The organism is Variovorax sp. EBFNA2, from assembly GCF_033802765.1.
Lineage (GTDB): Bacteria > Pseudomonadota > Gammaproteobacteria > Burkholderiales > Burkholderiaceae_C > Variovorax > Variovorax paradoxus_H.
Genome location: NZ_CP138496.1, coordinates 1,330,048 through 1,350,362 on the forward strand (window position 1 = coordinate 1,330,048; position 20,315 = coordinate 1,350,362).

Below are 20,315 nucleotides of genomic sequence, written 5' to 3' on the forward strand. Positions count from 1 at the left end.
GCGCGGCCCGTTCGTCGTACGGAGTGAAGACTCGAATCCCCCTGGCGCTCGCAGCAGGCCGAGGCCCCGAAGAAGGGCCGCGGCCGTGATGCACGACCCCCTGATGGCATCCGCCGACGATCCCGCCCTCGCGGCCGACACGACGCGGCACGAGGCCTGGGAGTGGCTGCGCCTGTTTCATTCGGGTGCCGTCAAGCCGCAGGACGCCCAGCGCTTCAAGCACTGGCTGGCGCGCAGCCCGGTGCACGCGTCGGTCTTCAGGGAGGCGAAGGCGCAATGGGCCGTGCTCGGCCCGGCCTCTGCCGCCGTGCTCCGCAGCAATGCCGAGGCGGCGGCGTTTCATGCGCGTCACCGCACCCGGCCGGTGCTCGCGCGCCGCGGCTTCCTCGGTGCGGCAGCGGGCGCGGCGGCCATGGCCGGCGTCGCGGGCGTGGCGGTGTTCCATCCGTCCGCGGGCTTGTGGCCTGCGCCGTCGGGGTGGGGGAGCGACTACCGCACCGCCACCGGCGAGCAGTTGGAGGTGGGCCTGACCGATCGGGTGCAGGTCACGCTGAACACGCAGACCCGCATCCGGCGCCGCACGGTGGACGGCCGGACGACCGGCGTCGACCTGCTCGAGGGCGAGGCCGCGTTCGATCTGTCGTCCGGCAGCGGCGCGCGGCCCTTCGGCGTCGTGGCCGGCGCGGGCCGCAGCCTGGCCGAGTCGGGGCGTTTCGAGGTCCGCTACCTGGACGCCAAGGTGTGCGTGACCTGCATCGAAGGCGCGGTGCGCGTGGAGCACCCCGCGGGCGCGCGTGAGCTGCGCGCGCGCCAGCAGACGGTGTACGACGGCACGTCGGTGAGCAGCGTGGCGCTGGTCGGCGCCGCGAATCTCTCGGCCTGGCGCAAGGGCGAGCTGGTGTTCACGCAGGCGAGGTTGTCCGACGTACTCGACGAGATCAACCGCTACCGGCGCGGCCGCGTCGTGCTGATGAACACGGCCGCGCGCAGCCGCCTGGTCACCGGCAGCTTCTACATCGCATCGCTCGACCTGGCGCTGGCGCAACTGCAGCATGCCTTCGACCTGGACGCCCGTTCATTGCCGGGCGGGTTGACCGTTCTCAGCTGAATCGGACGGCCGTGGTGCGCGGCCTGAAAAATAAGTTGCGGGGTCGTGGGGCGGCCGTTCGTCGTAGTGCATCGACTCAACTTTCCGGCGGACACGACTCATGAGCACACGCGGGCCAATCACACCGATCCATGCAACGAAGGCGCGCACCCGGCGGCAGGCGCGGCGCTTTCGCATGGCGCCGATCGCGCGCGCCATTGCCATGACGCTGGCGGCCAACGGTGCCCTGGTGCTCGACGCCCAGGCCCAGCAGGCCTTCAGCGGCGCCTGGTTCGCCAACAAGAGCGCCATGCAGAACACCGCCTCGGCGACGGGCCGCCTGCCCAACGGCATGCCGGCGTCGATGCTGACCAACCCGCTGGCCGTGCAACAGCGTGACAACGCCCAGCTGCAGCGCTCCATCGACAACCTGAACCTGGCCGCCCGCGGCATCGCCGCACAGCAGGCCGCGCAGGAGGCGGCGCGCAATGCCGCGCTGGCTGGCACCTCGGACGTGCCCGACGGCCTGGCCGACGGCGGCCTGAAGGTCGACACCCACAGCCTGACGGCCGGCTGGCTCAACGCCAAGGCGCCGGTGCAGACGGCCGCGGGCGGGCGCACGGTGGTGGGTATCGAGCAGACCGACGAGAAGGCGATCCTGAACTGGGAGAGCTTCAACGTGGGCAAGAACACCACGGTGAAGTTCGACCAGTCGAAGGGTCGCAACGTGAAGGACGGCACCAACAGCTGGATCGCGCTGAACCGCATCAACGACCCGAGCGGCAGGCCCAGCCAGATCGCCGGGCAGATCCAGGCTGACGGGTCGGTGTACCTGATCAACCGCAACGGCATCGTCTTCAATGGATCGAGCCAGGTGAACACGCGCAGCCTGGTCGCCAGCTCGCTGCGCCTGACCGACCAGCAATTCAAGCTGGGCATCAACAACGCGCAGCTGATGGAGCACCAGAGCGCTGAGTACCCTATTCCGCAATTCGGGGAATTCAGCGCGCACAAGCCTTGGGTTTACAGCCAGGACGGCGGCTATGTTCCGGGCCACGGTGCGGTGCCGGACCGTCTCGGTGAGGTCGATCGGTTTGACCCCGGCTTGCCGCCCGGTGCCGTCACGGTCGCGGCAGGCGCAGGGCTGAGTGTGAGCAGCGGCGGCAAGATCATGCTCTTCGCGCCCAAGGTGAGCAATGCCGGGCGCCTCTTTGCACCGGACGGCCAGGTCATCCTGGCGGCCGGCGAAAACGTCTACCTCAAAACCCCCTCGGCGCAGGACCCGAATCCGGTGCGCGGGCTGGACGTTGCCGTGTCGGCAGTGCCGGGCTGGGCATTGAATAGTTCGTTTTTGAATGCCGCGCTTGGTTTGTCGCAGGTCCCCTATCCCTACGCCAACGGCGTGCGCGATGTCGTGATGCCGGAAATGGCCGCGCGCGCGAAGGCGGTGGGTTACGAAGTGGTCAACAACGGCCTCGTGCAGTCCGACCGGGGCAACATCACCCTGCAGGCGCAGGACGTTCGCCAGAACGGCGTGTTGCTGTCCACCACCGCGTTGAACAACCGCAATGGTTCCATCCAGTTGCGTGCCTGGGGTTTGGGGACACGCGAATATGCCAGCGACATCGACCGGTTCTACAACTGGTCGGCAGGCACCTTGACGCTGGGCAGCGGCAGCGTGACGCAAATCATGCCGGACGCCACCGACACCAGCGAGATCGAAGCGTCCGCGCTGGGCACCCGCTACCAGCCGGGCTGGATCGGCATGTACGGCAAGCTGATCGACATCCAGTCGAAAGCCGGCGTGCTGGCGCCCGCAGGCAAGATCAACATCGAAACGGCGGCCAACCCGTTGTTCGGGGGCGTGCTGCAGAGTGCGGGAGACGACAGCCGGATCTACCTCGACAGCGATGCCTTCCTCAGCGTGGCGGGTCTGCGCGACATGCGGGTGCCGATGTCGCGCAACTTCGTCGAGGCGGAGTTGCGCATCAACGAGTTGCGCGATTCACCGCTGCTGCTGAACTCCTGGTTGCGCGGCCAGAAAGTGATCGTCGACCGCCGGGAAAACGGCGTGTTCGGCAACGGACCGATGGCGGGCGTGAAGTGGGTCCAGAGGACGGACGGCAACGGCCAGATGGTCTACATGCCAGGCGAGTGGGTAGGCACCCCACTGGCGGATGTGACCGGCTGGATCGGCGTGGGCAAGACCGACCTGCGGGAGCTGTCGGCCGACGCCGGCAGCATCATGCTGCGCGCCGGCGGCGCCGTCATCACGCGTGCCGGCTCGCTGCTCGACATCTCCGGCGGTTCGGTGCGCTATTCGGACGGCATGAACACCGCCACAAAACTCGCGGGCGCCAATGGCGGCATCTACACGATGAGCAGCGCCATGCCCGACATGGAATACACGGGGCTTGCCGGCCGGTTCGCGCAAACGCATGCGCGTTGGGGCGTGAACACGACCTGGCGCAGCGCGTTGATCGGCGGCGACTTCAAGGAAGCCGGGTACACCGAAGGCCGCAAGGCGGGCGCGGTCCAGATATTCGCCGGTGACGCCATGGTGCTCGAAGGCGACATGTGGGGCGGTGTCATCACGGGTGATCGTCAACAAAATAAACCGGCCAGCAACAAAGGGGGGCAGTTGGTGCTGGGTGGCGGCAGGGTGGAGGACAAAGCCTGGTCGCCAGGCACCCTCATCGTCAGCCATGATCCCCAACGCCTGGGCAGTGCATTCAACGCCGGTACCGCGCTGGGCAAGGACTTCTACGTTCCCCTGGACCCCGCCACGCCAAGGTCAAAGAAATTGACTTTTCTGTCCGACGACATGCTGGGCAGTTCGGGCATGGGCCAGGTCAATTTCTTCATCATCAACGGCGACGTCGAGCTGGCCACGGGCGCCAAACTCGAGTTCTCGCCCGCCACCTCGTTGGTTGTCACCGGTGGCGAAAATTCGACCGGCACCATCCGTGTCAACGGCAGGGTCCGGTCGGCAGGCGGTTCCATCTCCCTTGATTCGCTCTACGGACAACTGGAGATGGGCGCGCAGGGCAGCCTGGATGTTTCCGGCCAATGGATCAATGCCTGGCGTGACGGCAGGTCCTCCGGGCCTTGGGCCATGGATGGCGGCACCATCACCCTCAATGCCGGAAAAATCCTTGCCGACAAGAACGCCGTGTTGGATGTTTCCGGTGGCGGCCGCATCGATATCGGCAAGAAGGGCCTGCCTGCATTGCGTGTTGGCAACGCCGGCTCCCTCCGCTTGACGGGCGTCACGCCGGACATGGATCTGGGGTCATTGAACCTGCGTGCGTATGCGGCGGGTTCAGCCGGCAGCCTGTTCCTTGAAACGCCTTCATCCGTGCAAGTGGGGGGTGCAAGCACCGATCCCGCGGTCGTGCTCTTGCCCGCCAACCTGTTTGGCGACCGCGGTTTTGGCACCGTGTCGGTCGCGGTCCGCGGCAACGGCGGCATCGTGGTGCCTGACGGTGCGACCGTGACGCAGCAGGCGGTCGGTATCGATTTGAATTCTTCTTCTTTTGCCTACCAGGACGTGGCGACCGGCACGCGCCTTGCCGCGGTCGCGCCGATTGCCGTGCTGAGCCCGCAGGAGCGTCTCGAACGCAGGCCGGGCGGACTGACCCTGGGCACGGAAGCCGGCGACATCCATGTCGGGTCGGGTGCATCCATCGTGACCGATACCGGCGGCAAGTTGACACTGGCTGCGGGTGGCGTCGGTGCGCTGACGGTACGGGGCCGCCTGGAAGCGCCTGCGGGACGGATCGACCTGAGCGGCAAGACCGTCAGGCTGGAGCCGGAGGCGCAGTTGCTGGCACGCGGCCTCCCTGCGATCGACCTGGACAAGACCGGGCACCTTCAAGGCAAGGTGTTGTCGGGTGGTGTCGTCGATATTCATGCCGCGGATGTGCAGCTGGCGGCGGGTTCGCTGATCGATGTGTCGGGCGCGAGCGGGGAGATTGAACAGGCGCAGGCAGGTGGTGCATTCGGGCGGATCAGCTACAAAAAGCGGGGGCTGGCCAGTGACGGCGGTGCAATCAACATTCGTGGCGAAGGACTGATTGCTTCCACGCTGGTCGGGAAGGCCGGGGGGAAGGGCGCGCAAGGCGGCTCCGTGTCGATTCAGCAAGTGGCCGCCGGTGCGAGCACCAACCTGGCCGACCAGCTTCTGCAGTCCTTTTGCCAGATCGATTCGTCCTTCTGTACGCCGGAAAGCGTCGTCGGCGTCGATTTCGCGCTGCTGCTGGGATACGGCCCCGGCGAAAAAGCACCCATGGTCATCACCCAGGCGGTGCTTGACCATCTGGGCTCGGCCTCCAGGAATTCGTTGGTCGTCTCCAACACGGCGTCTTCCGGCGCAGGGCAGGGTGGGCCCGGAATTGACTACGCTGCGCTTGGAATGAGCGACGAAGTCGTGGATTTGTTCAAGAACGAACTCTCCATCGACCTGCGTGCCCTGACCCCGTCGAGTTCATTGCTGGTGGCGCGTCCCACATCTTTTGCCGAAGGTGGTTTTGCCAATCTCGCTCTGGCCTCCCAGGGAGGGTCGATCGAGCTGGGTGATGTGCGGCTTTCCGCGAACCGGAGCATCACGGTCGACGGCACGCTGCGCCATGCCGTCGGGGAATCCGGACACGCAAGCCTGGCGGCGGCCTATATCGGGCTCAAGCAAACGGCTTCCCTCATTGCGCCGGCTGCCACGGCCCATCGCACGGGAAGTTTGACCGTGAACGCGGACGTGATCGATGTCGTGGGCGGCGTCAATGGACCGGGGTCCACCTTCGGGCCCGCGAGCATTCGCAGCTTTGCGAAAACGTCGTTGAATGCGTCGGAACTGCGCTTCAGCGCGAAGAACGCCGCAGTGGATCCAGGCATGGCTGCGGATGCCGCCACGGCAACACTGGATGTGGACGGTGCATTGGCCATCACCGCCGGCCTGGTTTATCCGTCCGTCGCCGTGAACGCAAAAATCCTGTCCGGTGAATCCATCACCGTGGGGCGTTCCGGAAATTCTTCCGTGCTGCCTTTGTCGGCAGGAGGGACGCTGCGGTTGGAGGCGCCGGTGATCGAACAGAACGGCGTGCTGCGGGCCCCGTTCGGGCAGATCGAACTGGTGGCCGGTGATCGTTTGACGCTGGGCGCTGGCAGCATCACATCGGTCTCGGGTGCGGGCCTGACGGTGCCCTACGGGACGCTGTCGAACAACGAGCACTGGAACGACCCGACGAAGGCGGGCGATGGCGCCAATCCCTCGAGCGGTTCGTTGACGTCGCCGCCCGAGAAGCGGATCACGATGAAGTCGCCGAATGTCGACCTCGCCAAAGGCGCGGTCATCGACATCGCCGGCGGCGGTGACCTGTACGCCTGGGAATTTGTTCCCGGCCCGGGCGGCTCGAACGATGTGCTGACGCGGCCCGGCATGTATGCCGTCCTGCCGGGCCAGCAGGCCACTGCGCCCGTCAGCGGTGTGGAGGCTGGCAGCCGAATCTGGCTGGCCGGTGGCCCCGGCCTGGCGGCCGGCTGGTACACCTTGCTGCCGGCGCGCTACGCCCTGCTGCCCGGCGCCTTTGCCGTGCAGGCCACCGGCAAAGCCTGGGCGGGCGAGGCCGCGCCCGGCTTCGCCACGCGCGACGGCAGCATCATCATGCAAGGCAGGAACAGCAACGCCTACGGCCACAGCGAAGAGGCGCACGCCTCTGTCTGGCGCGTCATGTCCGGCAGCACCCTGCGCAAATACAGCGAATACAACGAAGCCTTCGCCAACGACTTCTTCTCATCGGACGCCTTCAAGCTCACGCAATACCGCCTGACAGGGCAGGACGTGGTGACCCCGCGCCTGTCGCGCGACGGCGGCGCTGTCGTGTTCGACGCCACCACGCGCCTGACGCTGGACGGCACGCTGCTGTCGCAGGCCGACAAGGGCGGGCGCGGCGGCCTGGTCGACATCGCCGGCAAGAAGATCGCCATCGTCGGTGCCGGCCGGGACGCAGGCACGCTGCAGGCAGACGGCTACCTCACGATCGATGCCGCCAGCCTCTCGAACTTTGGTGCCGGCAGCCTGCTGGTGGGCGGCACGCGCAAGGGAGACCTGTTGGGCACGCAACTCGACGTGACGGCCACCGACATCGTCGTGAGAAACGGCAGCGGCTCCGAATTGTTCGCCCCGGAGATCATCCTGGCCGCCACCGACAAGGTCGCCGTGGACGCCGGCAGCCTCGTCAGCGCCAAGGGCACGGGCGCCAGCAGCAGCGGCAACCTGATCATGAAGCCGCAGCAGGCTGCGGTCTACGACAGCAAAGGCACACCCGACACCGCCGACGATGTTCTGGTGACGCCGGCCAAAGACTGGGGTGCGTTGATTCGCGTGGCCAATGGCGAGGCGATCAAGGTTGTGCGCCAGAACGTGGACACCACGCAAGGCGGTGTGGTCACCCTCGGTGCCGGTGCAGTCCTTAACGGTGGCGACTCCCTGCTGATCGACGCCACGCGCACCACGGAGCTTGCAGCATCGGCGCAGATCTCGGGCGTTGACCTCTCGGTGGCCGCCGGCCGCATTGGCTTCGGCGGTGGCAGCGGCATGGTGCTGGACAGCGCTGGTCTGGCCCAGTTGGCCAATTCAAAACACCTGACCCTGCGCAGCTACTCGAGCTTTGACTTCCACCAACCCGTCGACCTCGGTGCGGCGGGCCTGGCTTCGTTGACCTTCGACGGCGCAGCCTTCACCGGTCATGGCGGCGACATCGTCATCAAGGGCGACACGATTGCACTGGAGAACAGCGGCGCCAACCTGGCCGCAACAGGCAACGGTACCGGCAGCCTCACGCTGGACGCCACCACCCTGGTCCTGGGGGCGGGCCAGAAGAACTTCGCCGGCTTCCATCGCATTGCCTTGGGTGGCCGTGATCGGATCGTCGGTACTGGCAAAGGCGGCATCGACACCGGCGCCATCGCGCTGACCTTCAACACCCCGCTGCTCACGGGCCGCGGCGGTGCCGCACAAAGCATCACCACCACCGGTGCATTGCAAGTCCTGGCAACAGCAGGGGGTGATTCAGCCCCACAAGATCTGCAGGACAGCCTCGGTTCACGCCTGAGCCTGTCCGGCGCCAGCATTGTGTTCGGCGGCCGCGCTGTGGCGCTTGGCGGCAGCGTCGACATGACGGCGACTGCCGGCAGCCTGACCTTGGGCGATGGCGCGCAGATCGATGTCGGCGGCTTTGCCAAACAGTTCTTCGACGTGGCCGCGTATGCCGATGCGGGAAGCATCAAGCTCTCGGCCGTGGGCGGCGACGTACGGCTCGATAGCGGCAGCACGCTGAATCTTGCTGCGCACAAGGACGGCGGCAACGCCGGCGCCTTGAATGTCGCGGCCGCCAACGGCGGCACCGTCGTGCTGGACGGCACGATCAATGCACAAGCCGGCGCGGGCGGCAAAGCCGGTGCCTTCTCGCTCGACATTGCCGCACTGGCCGACTTCGCCGGCTTCAGCCAGCGTCTGAACGCTGCGGGCTTCAACCGCTCACGGCAGTTCCGTGTCCGCCAGGGCGACATCACACTGGACGGCACCACCACGGTGGAAGACTTCGGCCTGACCACCGACCAGGGCAGGGTCACGATTGCCGGCACCGTCGATGCAAGGGCCGCTTACGGCGGCGCCATCCGCATCACCGGCGGCAATGGGGTGACGATGAATGCCGGCGCGCAGTTGCTGGCCGGCGCCACCGGCGAGCTGGGCAGCGGCCGCGTCACCCTTGAAGCGGCAGGCGGGCAACTGGACCTGCAGGGCGGCGCCATCAACGTGGCCGGCAACGAAGGCGGCAAGGTCAGGCTGCGTGCGCAGCAAAATGCGGCTCACAACGACCTCCACGCCACCGCCGTCAACGTCAGCATCGCCGGTGCGCGCTCGGCGGTGCTCGAGGGTGTTGCCACCTACAACAGCAGCACGGTCGACTCCGTCAAAGCCGCTGCAATTGCCGATGCCAACCAGTTCAGCGCAGCGGCGCCCGCTGTGGCCGCACGCCTGGGCACCAGCCTGGCCGTCATGCCCGGCATCACGATCGAAAGCGCCGGCGACCTGGCCATGAACAGCGACTGGAACCTGCGCAGCGACTTTGCCAACGCAAGGGAAGGCACGCTCACGCTCAGGGCTGGTGGCAACCTGGTCGTCAATGGTCACCTGAGTGACGGCTTTGACACCGCCGACCGCGCAGGCAAGCTGCAGGAAGGCGCTTCGTGGAACCTGCGCCTGGTTGCAGGCGCCGACCTGGAGTCGGCCCACACGCTGGCGGTCAGGCCGCTGGCAGCACAAGCAGCCGGTGGCGGCAGCATCACCGTCGGCACCGCCGACACGGATCCAGACACCGCCATCGACAACGGTGCAGGCAAGTTGATTCGTACCGGCACCGGCGACCTCGAGGTGCGTGCGGGCAGAGACCTGACGCTGGCGCACAAGGAGTCGGTGATCTACACGGCTGGACGCAAGGACATGACGGTCTGGAGCGACTTCACGACGGCCAACGCGGCCGCGATCTACGGCACTGACGGCGGCAACCTGGACATCAGTGCGCAGGGCAGCGTCGTGGCGCAGCCGGCCGGCCAGCGATTCACGGAGTGGTTGAACCGGCAGGGTGCCCTCAACTCGCAGGGCTACTTCGGTGAATACGAGAGCGGTGAGTACGGTACGCGGCCGGACGGCACCTGGGGCCCTCTGACGCTGCCGCCCGAGCAATCGAGCTGGTGGGTCAACTACGGTGCCTTCAAGCAGGGTGTGGGCGCGCTGGGCGGCGGCAACGTGACGGTCAACGCCGGCGGCGATCTGGGCAACCTGGTGGTGGTGTTGCCCACGACCATGCGCATGCGCGGCGGCCGCTCGGCCACCGAAGCGATGGCGATGGAAGTGCGCAACGGCGGCACCCTGACGGTCGAGGCCGGCGGCGCGATACGCGGCGGGCAGTACTACGTGGCGCGAGGCGCAGGCGATATCAAGGCCGGTGAAACAGCGGTCGGCAACACGGTATCGGTCATATGGAACGAAGGGGCCGTTGACAGCCGTACCTACACCTTTTCTGTGGCACCGGTATTGGCTTTGGGCGATGCCACCCTGAAGGTGCGCACGGCGGGCGACTTGCGCGTGCAGACGGTGGTGGACCCTCTCCTTGTCCGCTATGGTGACGACGGGAGCGGTGCAGGTGCCTTGCCAAAACTGGATTACGGCGCTTACATGAGCGGCTACACGGATCGCACGGCACTCAAGCTGGTGTCCACCGGCGGAAATATCACGTTTGTCAACCAGCCCGAATTCATATTCCACGACCTGTCCCTGCGCTTCGGCGACACGGGCCAGAACAACCTGATCGGCGCGGGTGGCAACCGTTTCCCGGCGCACACAGCTGCTTTTGCCATGAACGGCAGCCTTGAAATACAAGGGCCTTTGTGGGTCATGCCAGCCGCGACGAACGATGTGCAATTCATTGCGCAAGGTGACATACGCTTTGCGACACAGAATCGCGAAGCTCTTTTTCAGTTGGGCAGTCGCGGAGACCTGGAAGCTCAGCTGGCCATGCCCCGTGCCACACCCGGCATGTTGCCTTCCGCGTTCTTGCCCAGCGCTGGAGCCACGGGTTCTGAGGCGATGGAAAGGTTGCTTGCCAACCAGATGGGGTCCCATGTCATCGCTACCTCGGTCAACAATCCGGATGTGTTGCCCTTGGCAAGCGACTTTGAACCGAGCCGCCTTTATGCCGGACAGGGTTCCATCCTGGGGCTCGACCTGACGGCCAATGAGCAGACCTGGGTGCGGGCCGGAACGGATATCCGCGGCATGCGTGTCAATGCGCGAAATGTGCGGGCCAGCGACGTGACCTTGCTGGAAGCCGGCAACGACATCCTGGCGATGGCGAACGTGCGTGCCGCGACCATGAACGTTATCGAGGACACGGGCAGCATTGCGATACAAGGGCCCGGCACCCTGGTGCTGTCCGCCGGGCGTGACGTCTATGCCGACAACCTGAAGGTCCAGACCCTGGGCAACCAGCAATATGACCTGAACAACCGTCCCATGGACGGGACGCAGATCAAGGGCCTGCCCGAGCAGGGTGCCTCGGTCACGGTGATGGCGGGCATGAACGGCGCGGTGGGCTACGGCGCGTTCGCCAGCGCCTACCTCGACCCGTCGAGGGTGGCCTCCATGCCTTCGTACCTTCAAAGCGCCGGCGCCGACGGCAGCGTGCTCCCGGCCTACCTGACCGATCGGGTCGAGACCCGCCCGGGCGGACAGGAAAAAACCGTGCGCCGGGGCCTGGTGTCGTACATGAAGGACATGACCGGCGAGACGCTGGCGCCGCTGGACGCGTGGGCGCGCTTCCAGCAGCTGCCTGCGCTCGCGCAGCAGCAGTTCCTGCGGCAGATCTACCTCATCGAACTGCGCGAAGCGGGGCGCGACCAGAACGAACCGGGCACCGGCGGGCTGCCGCGCAACGGCGGCTACAACCGCGGCTACGCGGCCATCAAGACGCTGTTCCCGGGCGACGGCTGGAAGGGCGACGTGGCGGCCAACAAGCTCATGCTGCGCACGATGGCCGGCGGCGACATCGACGTGCTCACGCCCGGCGGGGGTCTGCAGGTGGCGGCGCTGGGGGCCACGGTGCCGGCGGGCTACGGCCTGGTGACGCTGGCCTCGGGGCACATCGGCATCTTCGCGAAGGACGACGTCACGGTGAACCAGTCGCGCATCCTGTCCTTCGTGCCCGAGGTCACCCAGCAGGGCAGCGACCAGATCATCTGGGCCACCGATGGCGACATCGATGCGGGCCGCGGCTCCAAGACGCTGCGCGTGCCGTCGGCACCCGAGGTGGTCACCGATCTGGACGGTATGACGGTGATCCGCGAAAAGTCGGACATGAGCGGCAGCGGCATCGGCACCGTGGGCGACGGCGACGTCGACCTGGTGGCGCCGCGCGGCACCGTGAACGCCGGCGATGCGGGCTTGCGCGTGGCGGGCAACCTGAACATTGCAGCGCTGCAGGTGCTCAATGCGGACAACATCCAGGTCAAGGGCGAGACCAAGGGCCTGCCGGTGATCGCCGCAGTGAACATCGGCGCGCTCACCAACGCGAGCGCCGCCGCTGCGCAGGCGACGGCCGCGGCGCAGGACGCGGTGCAGCGCGAGCGCACGGCCGCGCGGCAGGCGCTGGCGTCGGTCTTCACGGTGCGCGTGCTCGGCTTCGGCAACGAGCCCGCACAAGAAGGGCGCGACGCGCCGCCGCCGCGGTCGGGGCTGCAATCGGGGGCGCAGGTCGACTACGACCCGCAGAACCCCGTGCAGGTGGTGGGCATGGGCCGCAAGATCGACCCGAAGCACTGGGCCGGCCTGAGCAGCGACGAGCGTCGTCGCCTGCAGCAGGACCGCTAGGCGGACAGGGGCGGCATGTCATGGCACCCACTGTCCTTTGCGAACAGCCAGCGCCGGCGCGCGGCGACGCGGCCGGCGAACTGCGAGACGAAGCGCAGCGTCGCCTGGCGCTGCAGGTTTTTCTCTGCGCCAACTACGAAGGGCTGCGGCGCAAGCTGACCCGCCATCTCGGGTGCGCCGAGATGGCCAGCGAATGCCTGCACGACGCCTGGCTGCGGCTGGGCCATCTGCGGGTGTGTGCGCCCGTGGAGAACCCCAGCGCCTACGTCTATCGCGTGGCCTGCAACCTGGCCATGGACCGGTTGCGCAGCGAGGGGGCATGGCGCTATGTGGACGACCCGCACACCGCCGTCGAGGCGGCCATCGACCACGCGCCCGGGCCCGAGGACATGGCCGAAGTGCGCGCCGAAGTCGGCTCGGTCGATCGCGCGATGCAGGGCCTGCCGCGGCGTCACCGGGCCGTGCTCGAGGCCTTGCGCATCGAGGAGAAGACGCGCCAGGAGGTGGCCTCGCACTACGGCCTGTCGCTGCGCAACGTGGACACCGTCCTGCGCCAGGCGCTGGACCATTGCGGCGCGATGACGGGGCGCGCGGTGCTGGCCGGCGTCGGTACACCCCGACGGGCCGTGGCGTCGCCCCGGATGGCGGCCTGAGCGGCAAGCGGTGTCGCTTGCCACGGCACGCGCAATGTCACGAAACTGTGGGCTGGTTCGCCAGGACCGATCAACCACAGGAGCTTTCTTCATGCAGCCCATGTTTTCAACGCTGGAAACCGACGACGACACGCCGCCCGCGGCCACGGCCGAGCCGCGCAATTCCTACCTCGAGGAGAAAGCGTTCAAGTCGCGCACGCTGCTGATCTTCGGCAGCATCACCGACAGCGTGGCGGCCGATGTCACGCGCCGGCTCATCGCGCTCGATGCCGACAGCAGCGACAAGCCCATCGACATCCTCGTGAGCTCGCCCGGCGGGCACCTGGAGTCGGGCGACGCCATTCATGACGTCGTGCGCTTCATCAGCGCGCCGGTGCACATGATCGGCACCGGCTGGGTCGGCAGTGCGGCCACGCACCTGTTTCTGGCGGCGCCGCGCGAGCGCCGCGTGTGCCTGCCGAACACGCGCTTTCTGATCCACCAGCCCAGCGGCGGCGCGGGCGGGCAGGCGACCGACATCGCCATTCAGGCGCAGGAAATCCTCAAGGCCCGCCAGCGCATCGCGCACGAGATCGCGCGCGAAACGGGCAAGCCCCTGGAGGTGGTGCTGGCCGACATCGAGCGCGACCGCTGGCTGTCGGCCACGGAGGCCGTCGAGTACGGGCTGGTCTCGCGCATCGTGCAGCGCAAGACCGAACTGCGTAACGCTTGAAGGGCCTGATTGGCCTGATCAGGCCTTGGGCTTGTACGCGACGACGTCGATCTCGACCTTCGCATCGACCATGAGGCGCGCCTCGGTGGTCGAGCGCGCCGGCTTGTTCTCACCGAAGTAGCTCATGTAGACGCGGTTGAAGGCACCAAAGTCGCGCGCGTCGTGCAGCCAGACGGTGCTCTTGCACACGTCGTCGAGCGTGGCGCCGGCCAGCGCGAGCACGGTCTTCAGGTTCTCCATCACCTGGCGCGTCTGCACCTCGATGCCGCCCGCCACGATCTCGCCCTGCGCATTGGCGGGCACCTGGCCCGACACGTAGACGAAGTCGCCCGCGCGCACGGCGGGAGAGAAGGGGCGTGCCTGGCGGTCGGAAGCGAGGGGCGGGGCGCCGAGGTATTCGAGGGGCATGGAAACTCCTGTGAAGATGGGTTGAGTGAGGACGGGTGAGGGCCGCAGTATCCGTCTGATCTGAAAGACTTTTTCAGAATAACCCCTCAACAAGGGTTAACACGGATGATTTGGCATGAAGTCTGCTTCAGAGTTGGGCCTAGAAAGAAAATTTCTTTCATGAATCAGTCCGACCCACGAAGGAGTTCTCCATGTCCCACGCCGGTCCTGTTGTCCAGCGCCTGCCCCGCCTGTCCAAGCGCAGCCTGCTGGGCGCTTCCCTGCTCGCGATGCTGTGCACCGCACTGCCGCATCCGAGCGCCCACGCGCAGGGCCCGCGCAACTTCGCCACGCTGGCGATGGTGGCCGAGCCGCAGACGCTCGACCCGATGGCCTCCACGGCCGACCTGGTCGGAACCATCATGCAGCACGTGTACGAGACGCTCTACACCTTCGACGCCAAGTGGAACGTGGTGCCGATGCTGGCCGAGACCATGCCCAAGATCTCGGCCGACGGCAAGACCTACGCGATCACGCTGCGCAAGGGCGTGGCGCTGCACAACGGCCGCGAGCTCACGGCCGACGACGTGGTGGCCAGCCTGCAGCGCTGGATGGACCAGTCGCCGCGCGGCAAGGCCGTGGGCAAGGAAATCGAAAGCCTCAAGGCCAAGGGCCCGTTGGGCGTGGAGATCGTGTTGAAGGCGCCGTACGCGCCGCTGCTGTCGCAGCTCGCGCTGCCCAGCGGCATGGCGGCCATCATGGCCAAGGACTCGATCGCTTCGCCGCTGAAAGACTTCGTCGGCACCGGCCCCTACAAGTTCAAGGAACGCCGCCCCGACCAGTTCGTGCTGCTCTCGCGCTTCGACAAGTACGCCGCACGCAAGGAACCCGCGAGCGGCTACGGCGGCAAGCGCGAAGCGGCCATCGAAGAGCTGCGCTTCGTGCCCGTGCCCAACGCCAGCACGCGCGTGGAAGGTGCACTGGCCGGCCAGTACGACTTTGCCGACCTGCTGCCGGTGGAAGCCCTGCCGCGCCTGGAGAAGGCCGGCGGCAAGACGCAGCCGATCATGACGCCGTCGTTCGGCTTCCCGTACCTCGTGCTCAACACCAAGGAAGGCGTGGCAGCGAGCCAGCCGATGCGCCAGGCCGTGCAGACCGCGCTGGGCCAGGGCGAGATGCTCGCGGCCGGCTTCGGCGATACGCGCTTCTTCGTGGCCGAGGCCAATCACTTCCCGAAGGGCTCGCCGTTCTACTCGACGGCCGGTGCCGACCAGTACAACCAGCGCAATGCCACCAAGGCGAAGGATGCCGCGAGCAAGGCCGGCTACAAGGGCGAGCCGATCCGCGTGCTCACCAGCCGCCAGTACGACTTCCACTACAACATGTCGCTCTTGATGGCCGAGCAGCTCAAGCGCGCCGGCTTCAAGGTCGATCTCAACGTCGTCGACTGGGCCACGCTCGTGCAGCGCCGCAACGACCCGAAGCTGTGGGACATCTACGTGACCCATTCGGGCCAGTTCCCCGAGCCGATGCTCTCGCCGCCGCAACTGGGCGACGGTGCACCCGGCTGGTGGGATTCGCCCGCCAAGAAGGCCACGCTCAGCGCGTTCAACACCGAGAGCGACCCGGCCAAGCGCGGCGCGCTGTGGGGCAAGGTGCAGCAGGTGGTGTACGACGAGGTGCCGTACATCAACGTCGGCAAGTTCAACGGCCTCTCGGCCAAGAGCCCGGCGTTGGACAACTACCAGCCGGCGACCTGGCCGTTCTTCTGGAACGCGAAGATCAAGTAAGGGCGCAAGCAAGCACCGCCATGCCGTCGCGTCGTCAACTCCTGCAAGTCAGCGCAGTGGCCTCCGGCCTCGGCGCCCTCGGACTCAATTCATCCATGGCCTCCACCGCTCAAGCCGCCACCTCGGGTTCCGTGTACGCCTATGTCGGCACCTACAGCGACGGCGGCAAGCCGTGGCGCGGCGGGCGCGGGCTCGGCGTGCACCAGTTTCTGGTGGACGGCGCGACCGGCGCGCTCAAGCCGATTCCGGGCGCACCGCCCGCTGTGGCCAGCGCAGGCAGCGATGCCAAGCTGCGCAACCCCGCTTCGCTCGCACGCCACCCGAGCCTGCCGATGCTCTATGCGGCCAACGAGTTCGAGGCCGGCTCGGTCTCGGCCTTTCGCATTGGCGCGAACGGCGCGTTGTCGTTCGTGGCCGAGATGCCCTGCGGCGGCAAGGACCCGGCGCACCTGAGCGTGCACCCCGACGGCCGTTTCGTGTTCACCGCCAACTACGCCAGCGGCGATGTCAGCGTGATCGCGCTGCGCGCCGACGGCACGTTCGACACCGACCACGCCGCCGTCGTCTACAAGGATGTCGCCGCCTGCGGTGCTTCTACGCCCTGCAAGCCCGGCGCCGACGTCGTGCCGCTCATCGCGCGCGTGCATGAGGGCTTTGCCACCAGCGACCACGACGGCCCGCACGCGCACATGGTGCAGGCCGACCCGGCCGGCAACTTCGTGCTCGTGGCCGATCTGGGGCTCGACCGCGTCATCTCGTACCGCTTCGACCGCGCCACCGGCGTGCTGAGCCAGCCGAGCACGGTGGCCGTGTCCGAAAGCTCGGGCGCGCGCCATTTCGCCTTCCACCCAAACGGCCAATGGGTCTACCTCGTCAACGAAGAGGCCTCGACCATCGCCTTCCTGCGCTACGACGGCGCCACCGGCGTGCTCACGCTCGTGAGCGAAACCTCGGCACTGCCCGCCGGCTTCAAGGGCACCAGCTACGCCTCGGGCATCCGCATGCTTCCGGGCGGCACGCACTTCGTGTCGCTCAACCGGCTGCACGATTCGATCTCGATCTTCAAGGTCGATGCGCGCACCGGCGCGCCCACGCTCGTGCGCGAAGAGTGGACGCGCGGCAACTACCCGCGCAGCTGCACGCTCGAGCCGAGCGGGCGCTTTCTTTATGTGTGCCACAACAAGCAGGGCGACAACGTGGCCATCTTCCGCGTGAAGAAGAACGGCGACGTGCAGTTCACCGGCCAGTACGTGGCCGTCGGCAGCGCCGCCGCCATCGAGTTCTCGTCATGACCAGGAGCGGATCGCTTCGCTACATCGCCTCGCGCGCGGGGGGCATGCTCATCGTGCTGGCCTTGGTCGCCGTGCTCGTCTTCGTGCTCACCCGCGCGGCCTCGGGCGACCCCATCTCCGTGCTGCTGGGCGACCAGGCCACCGCCGCCGACATCGCCCGTGTGCAGAAGGACTACGGGCTCGATAAACCCCTGCCCGTGCAGTTCGGCTACTGGCTGCGCGAAGTGCTGCAGGGCAACCTGGGCACCTCGATCTTCCTGCAGCGCCCGGTCACGCAGGCGCTGTGGGAGCGCGCCGAGCCCACCACCTTGCTGGCCTTGCTGGCCGTGGCCATCGCGGCCCTCATCGGCGTGCCCTGCGGCATCGTCTCGGCCGTGTTCCGTGGCCGTGTGGTCGACCAGTTCTTCACCGGCATCGCGATGCTGGGCGCCAGCATCCCCAGCTTCTGGATGGGCATCGTGCTGATCCAGATCTTCGCGGTGTCCTTCGGGTGGTTTCCGGTCTCGGGCTACGGTGCGCCCGATGCGCCCTTTGCCGAGCGGCTGCATGCGCTGGTGCTGCCGGCCAGCGTGCTGGGCCTCTTGAACTCCGCACTCATCATCCGCTTCACGCGCGCTTCGATGCTCGACGTGCTCGGTGAAGACTACGTGCGCACCGCCCGCTCCAAGGGCCTGAGCGAGAGCACCGTGGTGCTCAAGCACGCGCTGCGCAACGCATTGGTGCCCATCGTCACCGTGATCGGACTGACGGTCGCACTCATGATCGGCGGCGCCGTCATCACCGAGACCGTCTTCGGCCTGCCGGGTGTCGGCAACCTCGTGGTCAACGCCGTGCTGCGGCGCGACTACCCCGTCATTCAAGGCGCGCTGCTCGTGATCGCCGCGATCTATGTGCTCATCAATTTCTCGATCGATCTGCTGTACGCGGTGGTCGATCCTCGCGTGAAGGTCTGAGTCGTGCAGATGCCAAGAATGCTCCGCCAGCTGATGCACCGCCGCATCGTGATGGTCTCCGCCCTGGTGCTGCTGGTGATCGCCGTGCTCGCTGTGGGTGCGCCGCTGTTTGCTTCAGCCGACCCCAACGACACGGCCGTGCTGCAACGCCTGAAGGCGCCCAGTGCCGAACACCTGCTCGGCACCGACGAACTGGGCCGCGACATGTACGCGCGCATCGTGCACGGTGCCCGTTACTCACTGGCCATCGCTGCGCTCACCGCCCTGGGCTCGGTCATCGCCGGCACCGTGCTGGGTTTGATGGCCGGTTTCTTCCGCCGCCTCGACGCACCCCTGATGCGCGTGGTCGACGCCATGATGTCTTTTCCCGACATCCTGCTGGCCATCGCGCTGGTGGCGATCCTCGGGCCTTCGCTGATGAACACCGTGCTCGCGCTGGTGCTGGTCTATACGCCGCGTGTCGCACGCGTGGTGCGGGCCTCGACCTTGGTCGTGCGCGAACTGCTGTTCGTCGAAGCCGTGCGCGCCCTGGGTGTTCGCACCTCGCGCATCCTGTGGCGTCACATCCTGCCGAACCTGATGTCGCCGATCTTGGTGCAGGTGTCGTTCATCTTTGCCTATGCCATCCTGGCTGAGGCGGGTTTGTCTTTCCTGGGCGTGGGCGTGCCGCCCGAGATCCCCACCTGGGGCACCATGGTCGCGGGCAGCCAGCAGTACGCGCACCAGGCTTTCTGGGTCGTGCTGTTCCCGGGGCTGGCGATCATCTTCACGGCGCTGTCGCTGCAGTTGCTAGGTGACGGTGTGCGCGACCTGCTCGATCCGAAGCTCAAGAAGACCTCGTGATGAACACCGCGAACACCACCCCACGCCTCACGGTCACGAACCTGAGCACCAGCTTCCCCACCGAAGACGGACTGATCCGCTCGGTGGCCGACGTGAGTTTCTCGATTCAACCCGGCAAGACCACTGCACTGGTGGGCGAATCGGGCTCGGGCAAGTCGGTCACCAGCCTCACGCTGATGCGCCTGTTGCCCAAGACCGCCAACGCACAGGTCAGCGGCAGCGCCTCGTTCGTCACCCGCGAAGGCAAGACGCTCGACCTGCTGCAGATCGGCGGACGCGAGATGCGCTCGCTGCGCGGCAACCAGCTGTCGATGATCTTCCAGGAGCCCATGACCAGCCTGAACCCGGTATTCACCATCGGCGAGCAGATCGCCGAGAGCGTGCGCCTGCACAAGGGGCTCGACCGCAAGGCGGCGCTGGCCCATGCGCTGCGCATGCTGGAGCTGGTCGAGATCCCCGCCGCGGCCCAACGCATCCACGAGTACCCGCACCAGCTGTCGGGCGGCATGCGCCAGCGCGTGATGATCGCGCTCGCGATGGCCTGCGACCCGACGCTGCTGATCGCCGACGAGCCCACCACGGCGCTGGACGTGACCATCCAGGCGCAGATCCTGGAGCTGATGCGCCGGCTGCAGGCCGAGACGGGCATGAGCATCCTGGTCATCACGCACAACCTGGGCGTGGTGGCGCACCATGCCGACGATGTGGTGGTGCTGTACTCGGGGCGCGTGGTCGAGCGTGCACCGGTGCGGCCGTTGTTCGCGCAGCCCGAGCATCCGTACACGCAGGGTCTGCTGGCCTGCCTGCCGGGCAAGGCGCGGGTGCCTGGGCAACCGAAGCCCAAGCGGCTGTTCGCTATTCGCGGGCAGGTGTCGAGTCCGCTCGCGCCGCCGCCCGGCTGCGCCTTCGAGCCGCGCTGCGACCAGGCGCTGCCTGAATGCCGCAGTGCGATGCCGCCGCTGATCGATATCCGGCAGGACCGACAGGCGCGCTGTGTGCGCGTGCAGCCGGATGTCCAGCTTGCGAGGGTCGCATGACGAGCGCACTGCCTGGCGTGTTGCTCCTTCCCCTTCCGGGGGAAGGCTGGGATGGGGGCAAGCGGCGTTCGTTCGGCGCAGTGCTTCATCCCGTGCCGTCGTGCCCCCACCCCAACCCTCCCCCGGAAGGGGAGGG

General features: G+C 67.2%; 10 protein-coding genes. 9 read left to right on the forward strand and 1 reads right to left on the reverse strand.

The features are described from left to right. Positions 1-88: 88 nt before the first annotated feature. The 4 genes from RZE79_RS05990 to RZE79_RS06005 all read left to right on the forward strand — a co-directional run bounded on the left by RZE79_RS05990 (position 89) and on the right by RZE79_RS06005 (position 13,877). On the forward strand, positions 89-1,108 hold the full coding sequence (locus RZE79_RS05990; protein ID WP_319361106.1) for a FecR domain-containing protein: 1,020 nt from the start codon (positions 89-91) through the stop codon (positions 1,106-1,108). Between the two features lie 100 nt (positions 1,109-1,208). Then, complete coding sequence (locus RZE79_RS05995) at positions 1,209-12,512, forward strand: filamentous haemagglutinin family protein (protein WP_319359423.1); 11,304 nt, start codon at positions 1,209-1,211, stop codon at positions 12,510-12,512. Between the two features lie 20 nt (positions 12,513-12,532). Then, positions 12,533-13,165: a sigma-70 family RNA polymerase sigma factor gene (locus RZE79_RS06000; protein WP_319359424.1), complete on the forward strand. Its 633-nt coding sequence runs from the start codon at positions 12,533-12,535 to the stop codon at positions 13,163-13,165. A gap of 91 nt (positions 13,166-13,256) precedes the next feature. Continuing rightward, on the forward strand, positions 13,257-13,877 hold the full coding sequence (locus RZE79_RS06005; protein WP_153280380.1) for an ATP-dependent Clp protease proteolytic subunit: 621 nt from the start codon (positions 13,257-13,259) through the stop codon (positions 13,875-13,877). 18 nt (positions 13,878-13,895) lie between these two features. Here RZE79_RS06005 and RZE79_RS06010 read toward each other — a convergent pair whose 3' ends face one another. Beyond that, positions 13,896-14,285, reverse strand: coding sequence for a RidA family protein (locus RZE79_RS06010; RefSeq protein ID WP_056572483.1), 390 nt, complete (start codon positions 14,283-14,285; stop codon positions 13,896-13,898). 191 nt (positions 14,286-14,476) lie between these two features. Between RZE79_RS06010 and RZE79_RS06015 the strand changes: the two genes are divergently transcribed. The 5 genes from RZE79_RS06015 (at position 14,477) to RZE79_RS06035 (ending at position 20,179) form a co-directional block, all read left to right on the forward strand. Continuing rightward, positions 14,477-16,054: an ABC transporter substrate-binding protein gene (locus RZE79_RS06015; protein ID WP_319359425.1), complete on the forward strand. Its 1,578-nt coding sequence runs from the start codon at positions 14,477-14,479 to the stop codon at positions 16,052-16,054. A 95-nt stretch (positions 16,055-16,149) separates the two neighbouring features. Further along, positions 16,150-17,346: a lactonase family protein gene (locus RZE79_RS06020; protein WP_319359426.1), complete on the forward strand. Its 1,197-nt coding sequence runs from the start codon at positions 16,150-16,152 to the stop codon at positions 17,344-17,346. Beyond that, positions 17,343-18,299: an ABC transporter permease gene (locus RZE79_RS06025; protein WP_319359427.1), complete on the forward strand. Its 957-nt coding sequence runs from the start codon at positions 17,343-17,345 to the stop codon at positions 18,297-18,299. The genes RZE79_RS06020 and RZE79_RS06025 overlap by 4 nt, the downstream gene beginning before the upstream one ends. Before the next feature lie 3 nt (positions 18,300-18,302). After that, positions 18,303-19,142 carry an ABC transporter permease gene (locus RZE79_RS06030; RefSeq protein ID WP_319359428.1) on the forward strand — a complete coding sequence of 280 codons (840 nt, stop codon included), beginning with the start codon at positions 18,303-18,305 and terminating at the stop codon, positions 19,140-19,142. After that, positions 19,142-20,179, forward strand: a complete 1,038-nt coding sequence (locus RZE79_RS06035; RefSeq protein WP_319359429.1) for an ABC transporter ATP-binding protein — start codon at positions 19,142-19,144, stop codon at positions 20,177-20,179. The genes RZE79_RS06030 and RZE79_RS06035 overlap by 1 nt, the downstream gene beginning before the upstream one ends. Positions 20,180-20,315: the final 136 nt, after the last annotated feature.

What these genes read in the sequence shown, in the direction of transcription:
- RZE79_RS05990 (WP_319361106.1), top strand. Translation starts at nt 89, where the DNA reads ATGCACGACCCCCTGATGGCATCCGCCGACGATCCCGCCCTCGCGGCC.
- RZE79_RS05995 (WP_319359423.1), top strand. Translation starts at nt 1,209, where the DNA reads ATGAGCACACGCGGGCCAATCACACCGATCCATGCAACGAAGGCGCGC.
- RZE79_RS06000 (WP_319359424.1), top strand. Translation starts at nt 12,533, where the DNA reads ATGGCACCCACTGTCCTTTGCGAACAGCCAGCGCCGGCGCGCGGCGAC.
- RZE79_RS06005 (WP_153280380.1), top strand. Translation starts at nt 13,257, where the DNA reads ATGCAGCCCATGTTTTCAACGCTGGAAACCGACGACGACACGCCGCCC.
- RZE79_RS06010 (WP_056572483.1), bottom strand. Translation starts at nt 14,285, where the DNA reads ATGCCCCTCGAATACCTCGGCGCCCCGCCCCTCGCTTCCGACCGCCAG.
- RZE79_RS06015 (WP_319359425.1), top strand. Translation starts at nt 14,477, where the DNA reads ATGTCCCACGCCGGTCCTGTTGTCCAGCGCCTGCCCCGCCTGTCCAAG.
- RZE79_RS06020 (WP_319359426.1), top strand. Translation starts at nt 16,150, where the DNA reads ATGGCCTCCACCGCTCAAGCCGCCACCTCGGGTTCCGTGTACGCCTAT.
- RZE79_RS06025 (WP_319359427.1), top strand. Translation starts at nt 17,343, where the DNA reads ATGACCAGGAGCGGATCGCTTCGCTACATCGCCTCGCGCGCGGGGGGC.
- RZE79_RS06035 (WP_319359429.1), top strand. Translation starts at nt 19,142, where the DNA reads ATGAACACCGCGAACACCACCCCACGCCTCACGGTCACGAACCTGAGC.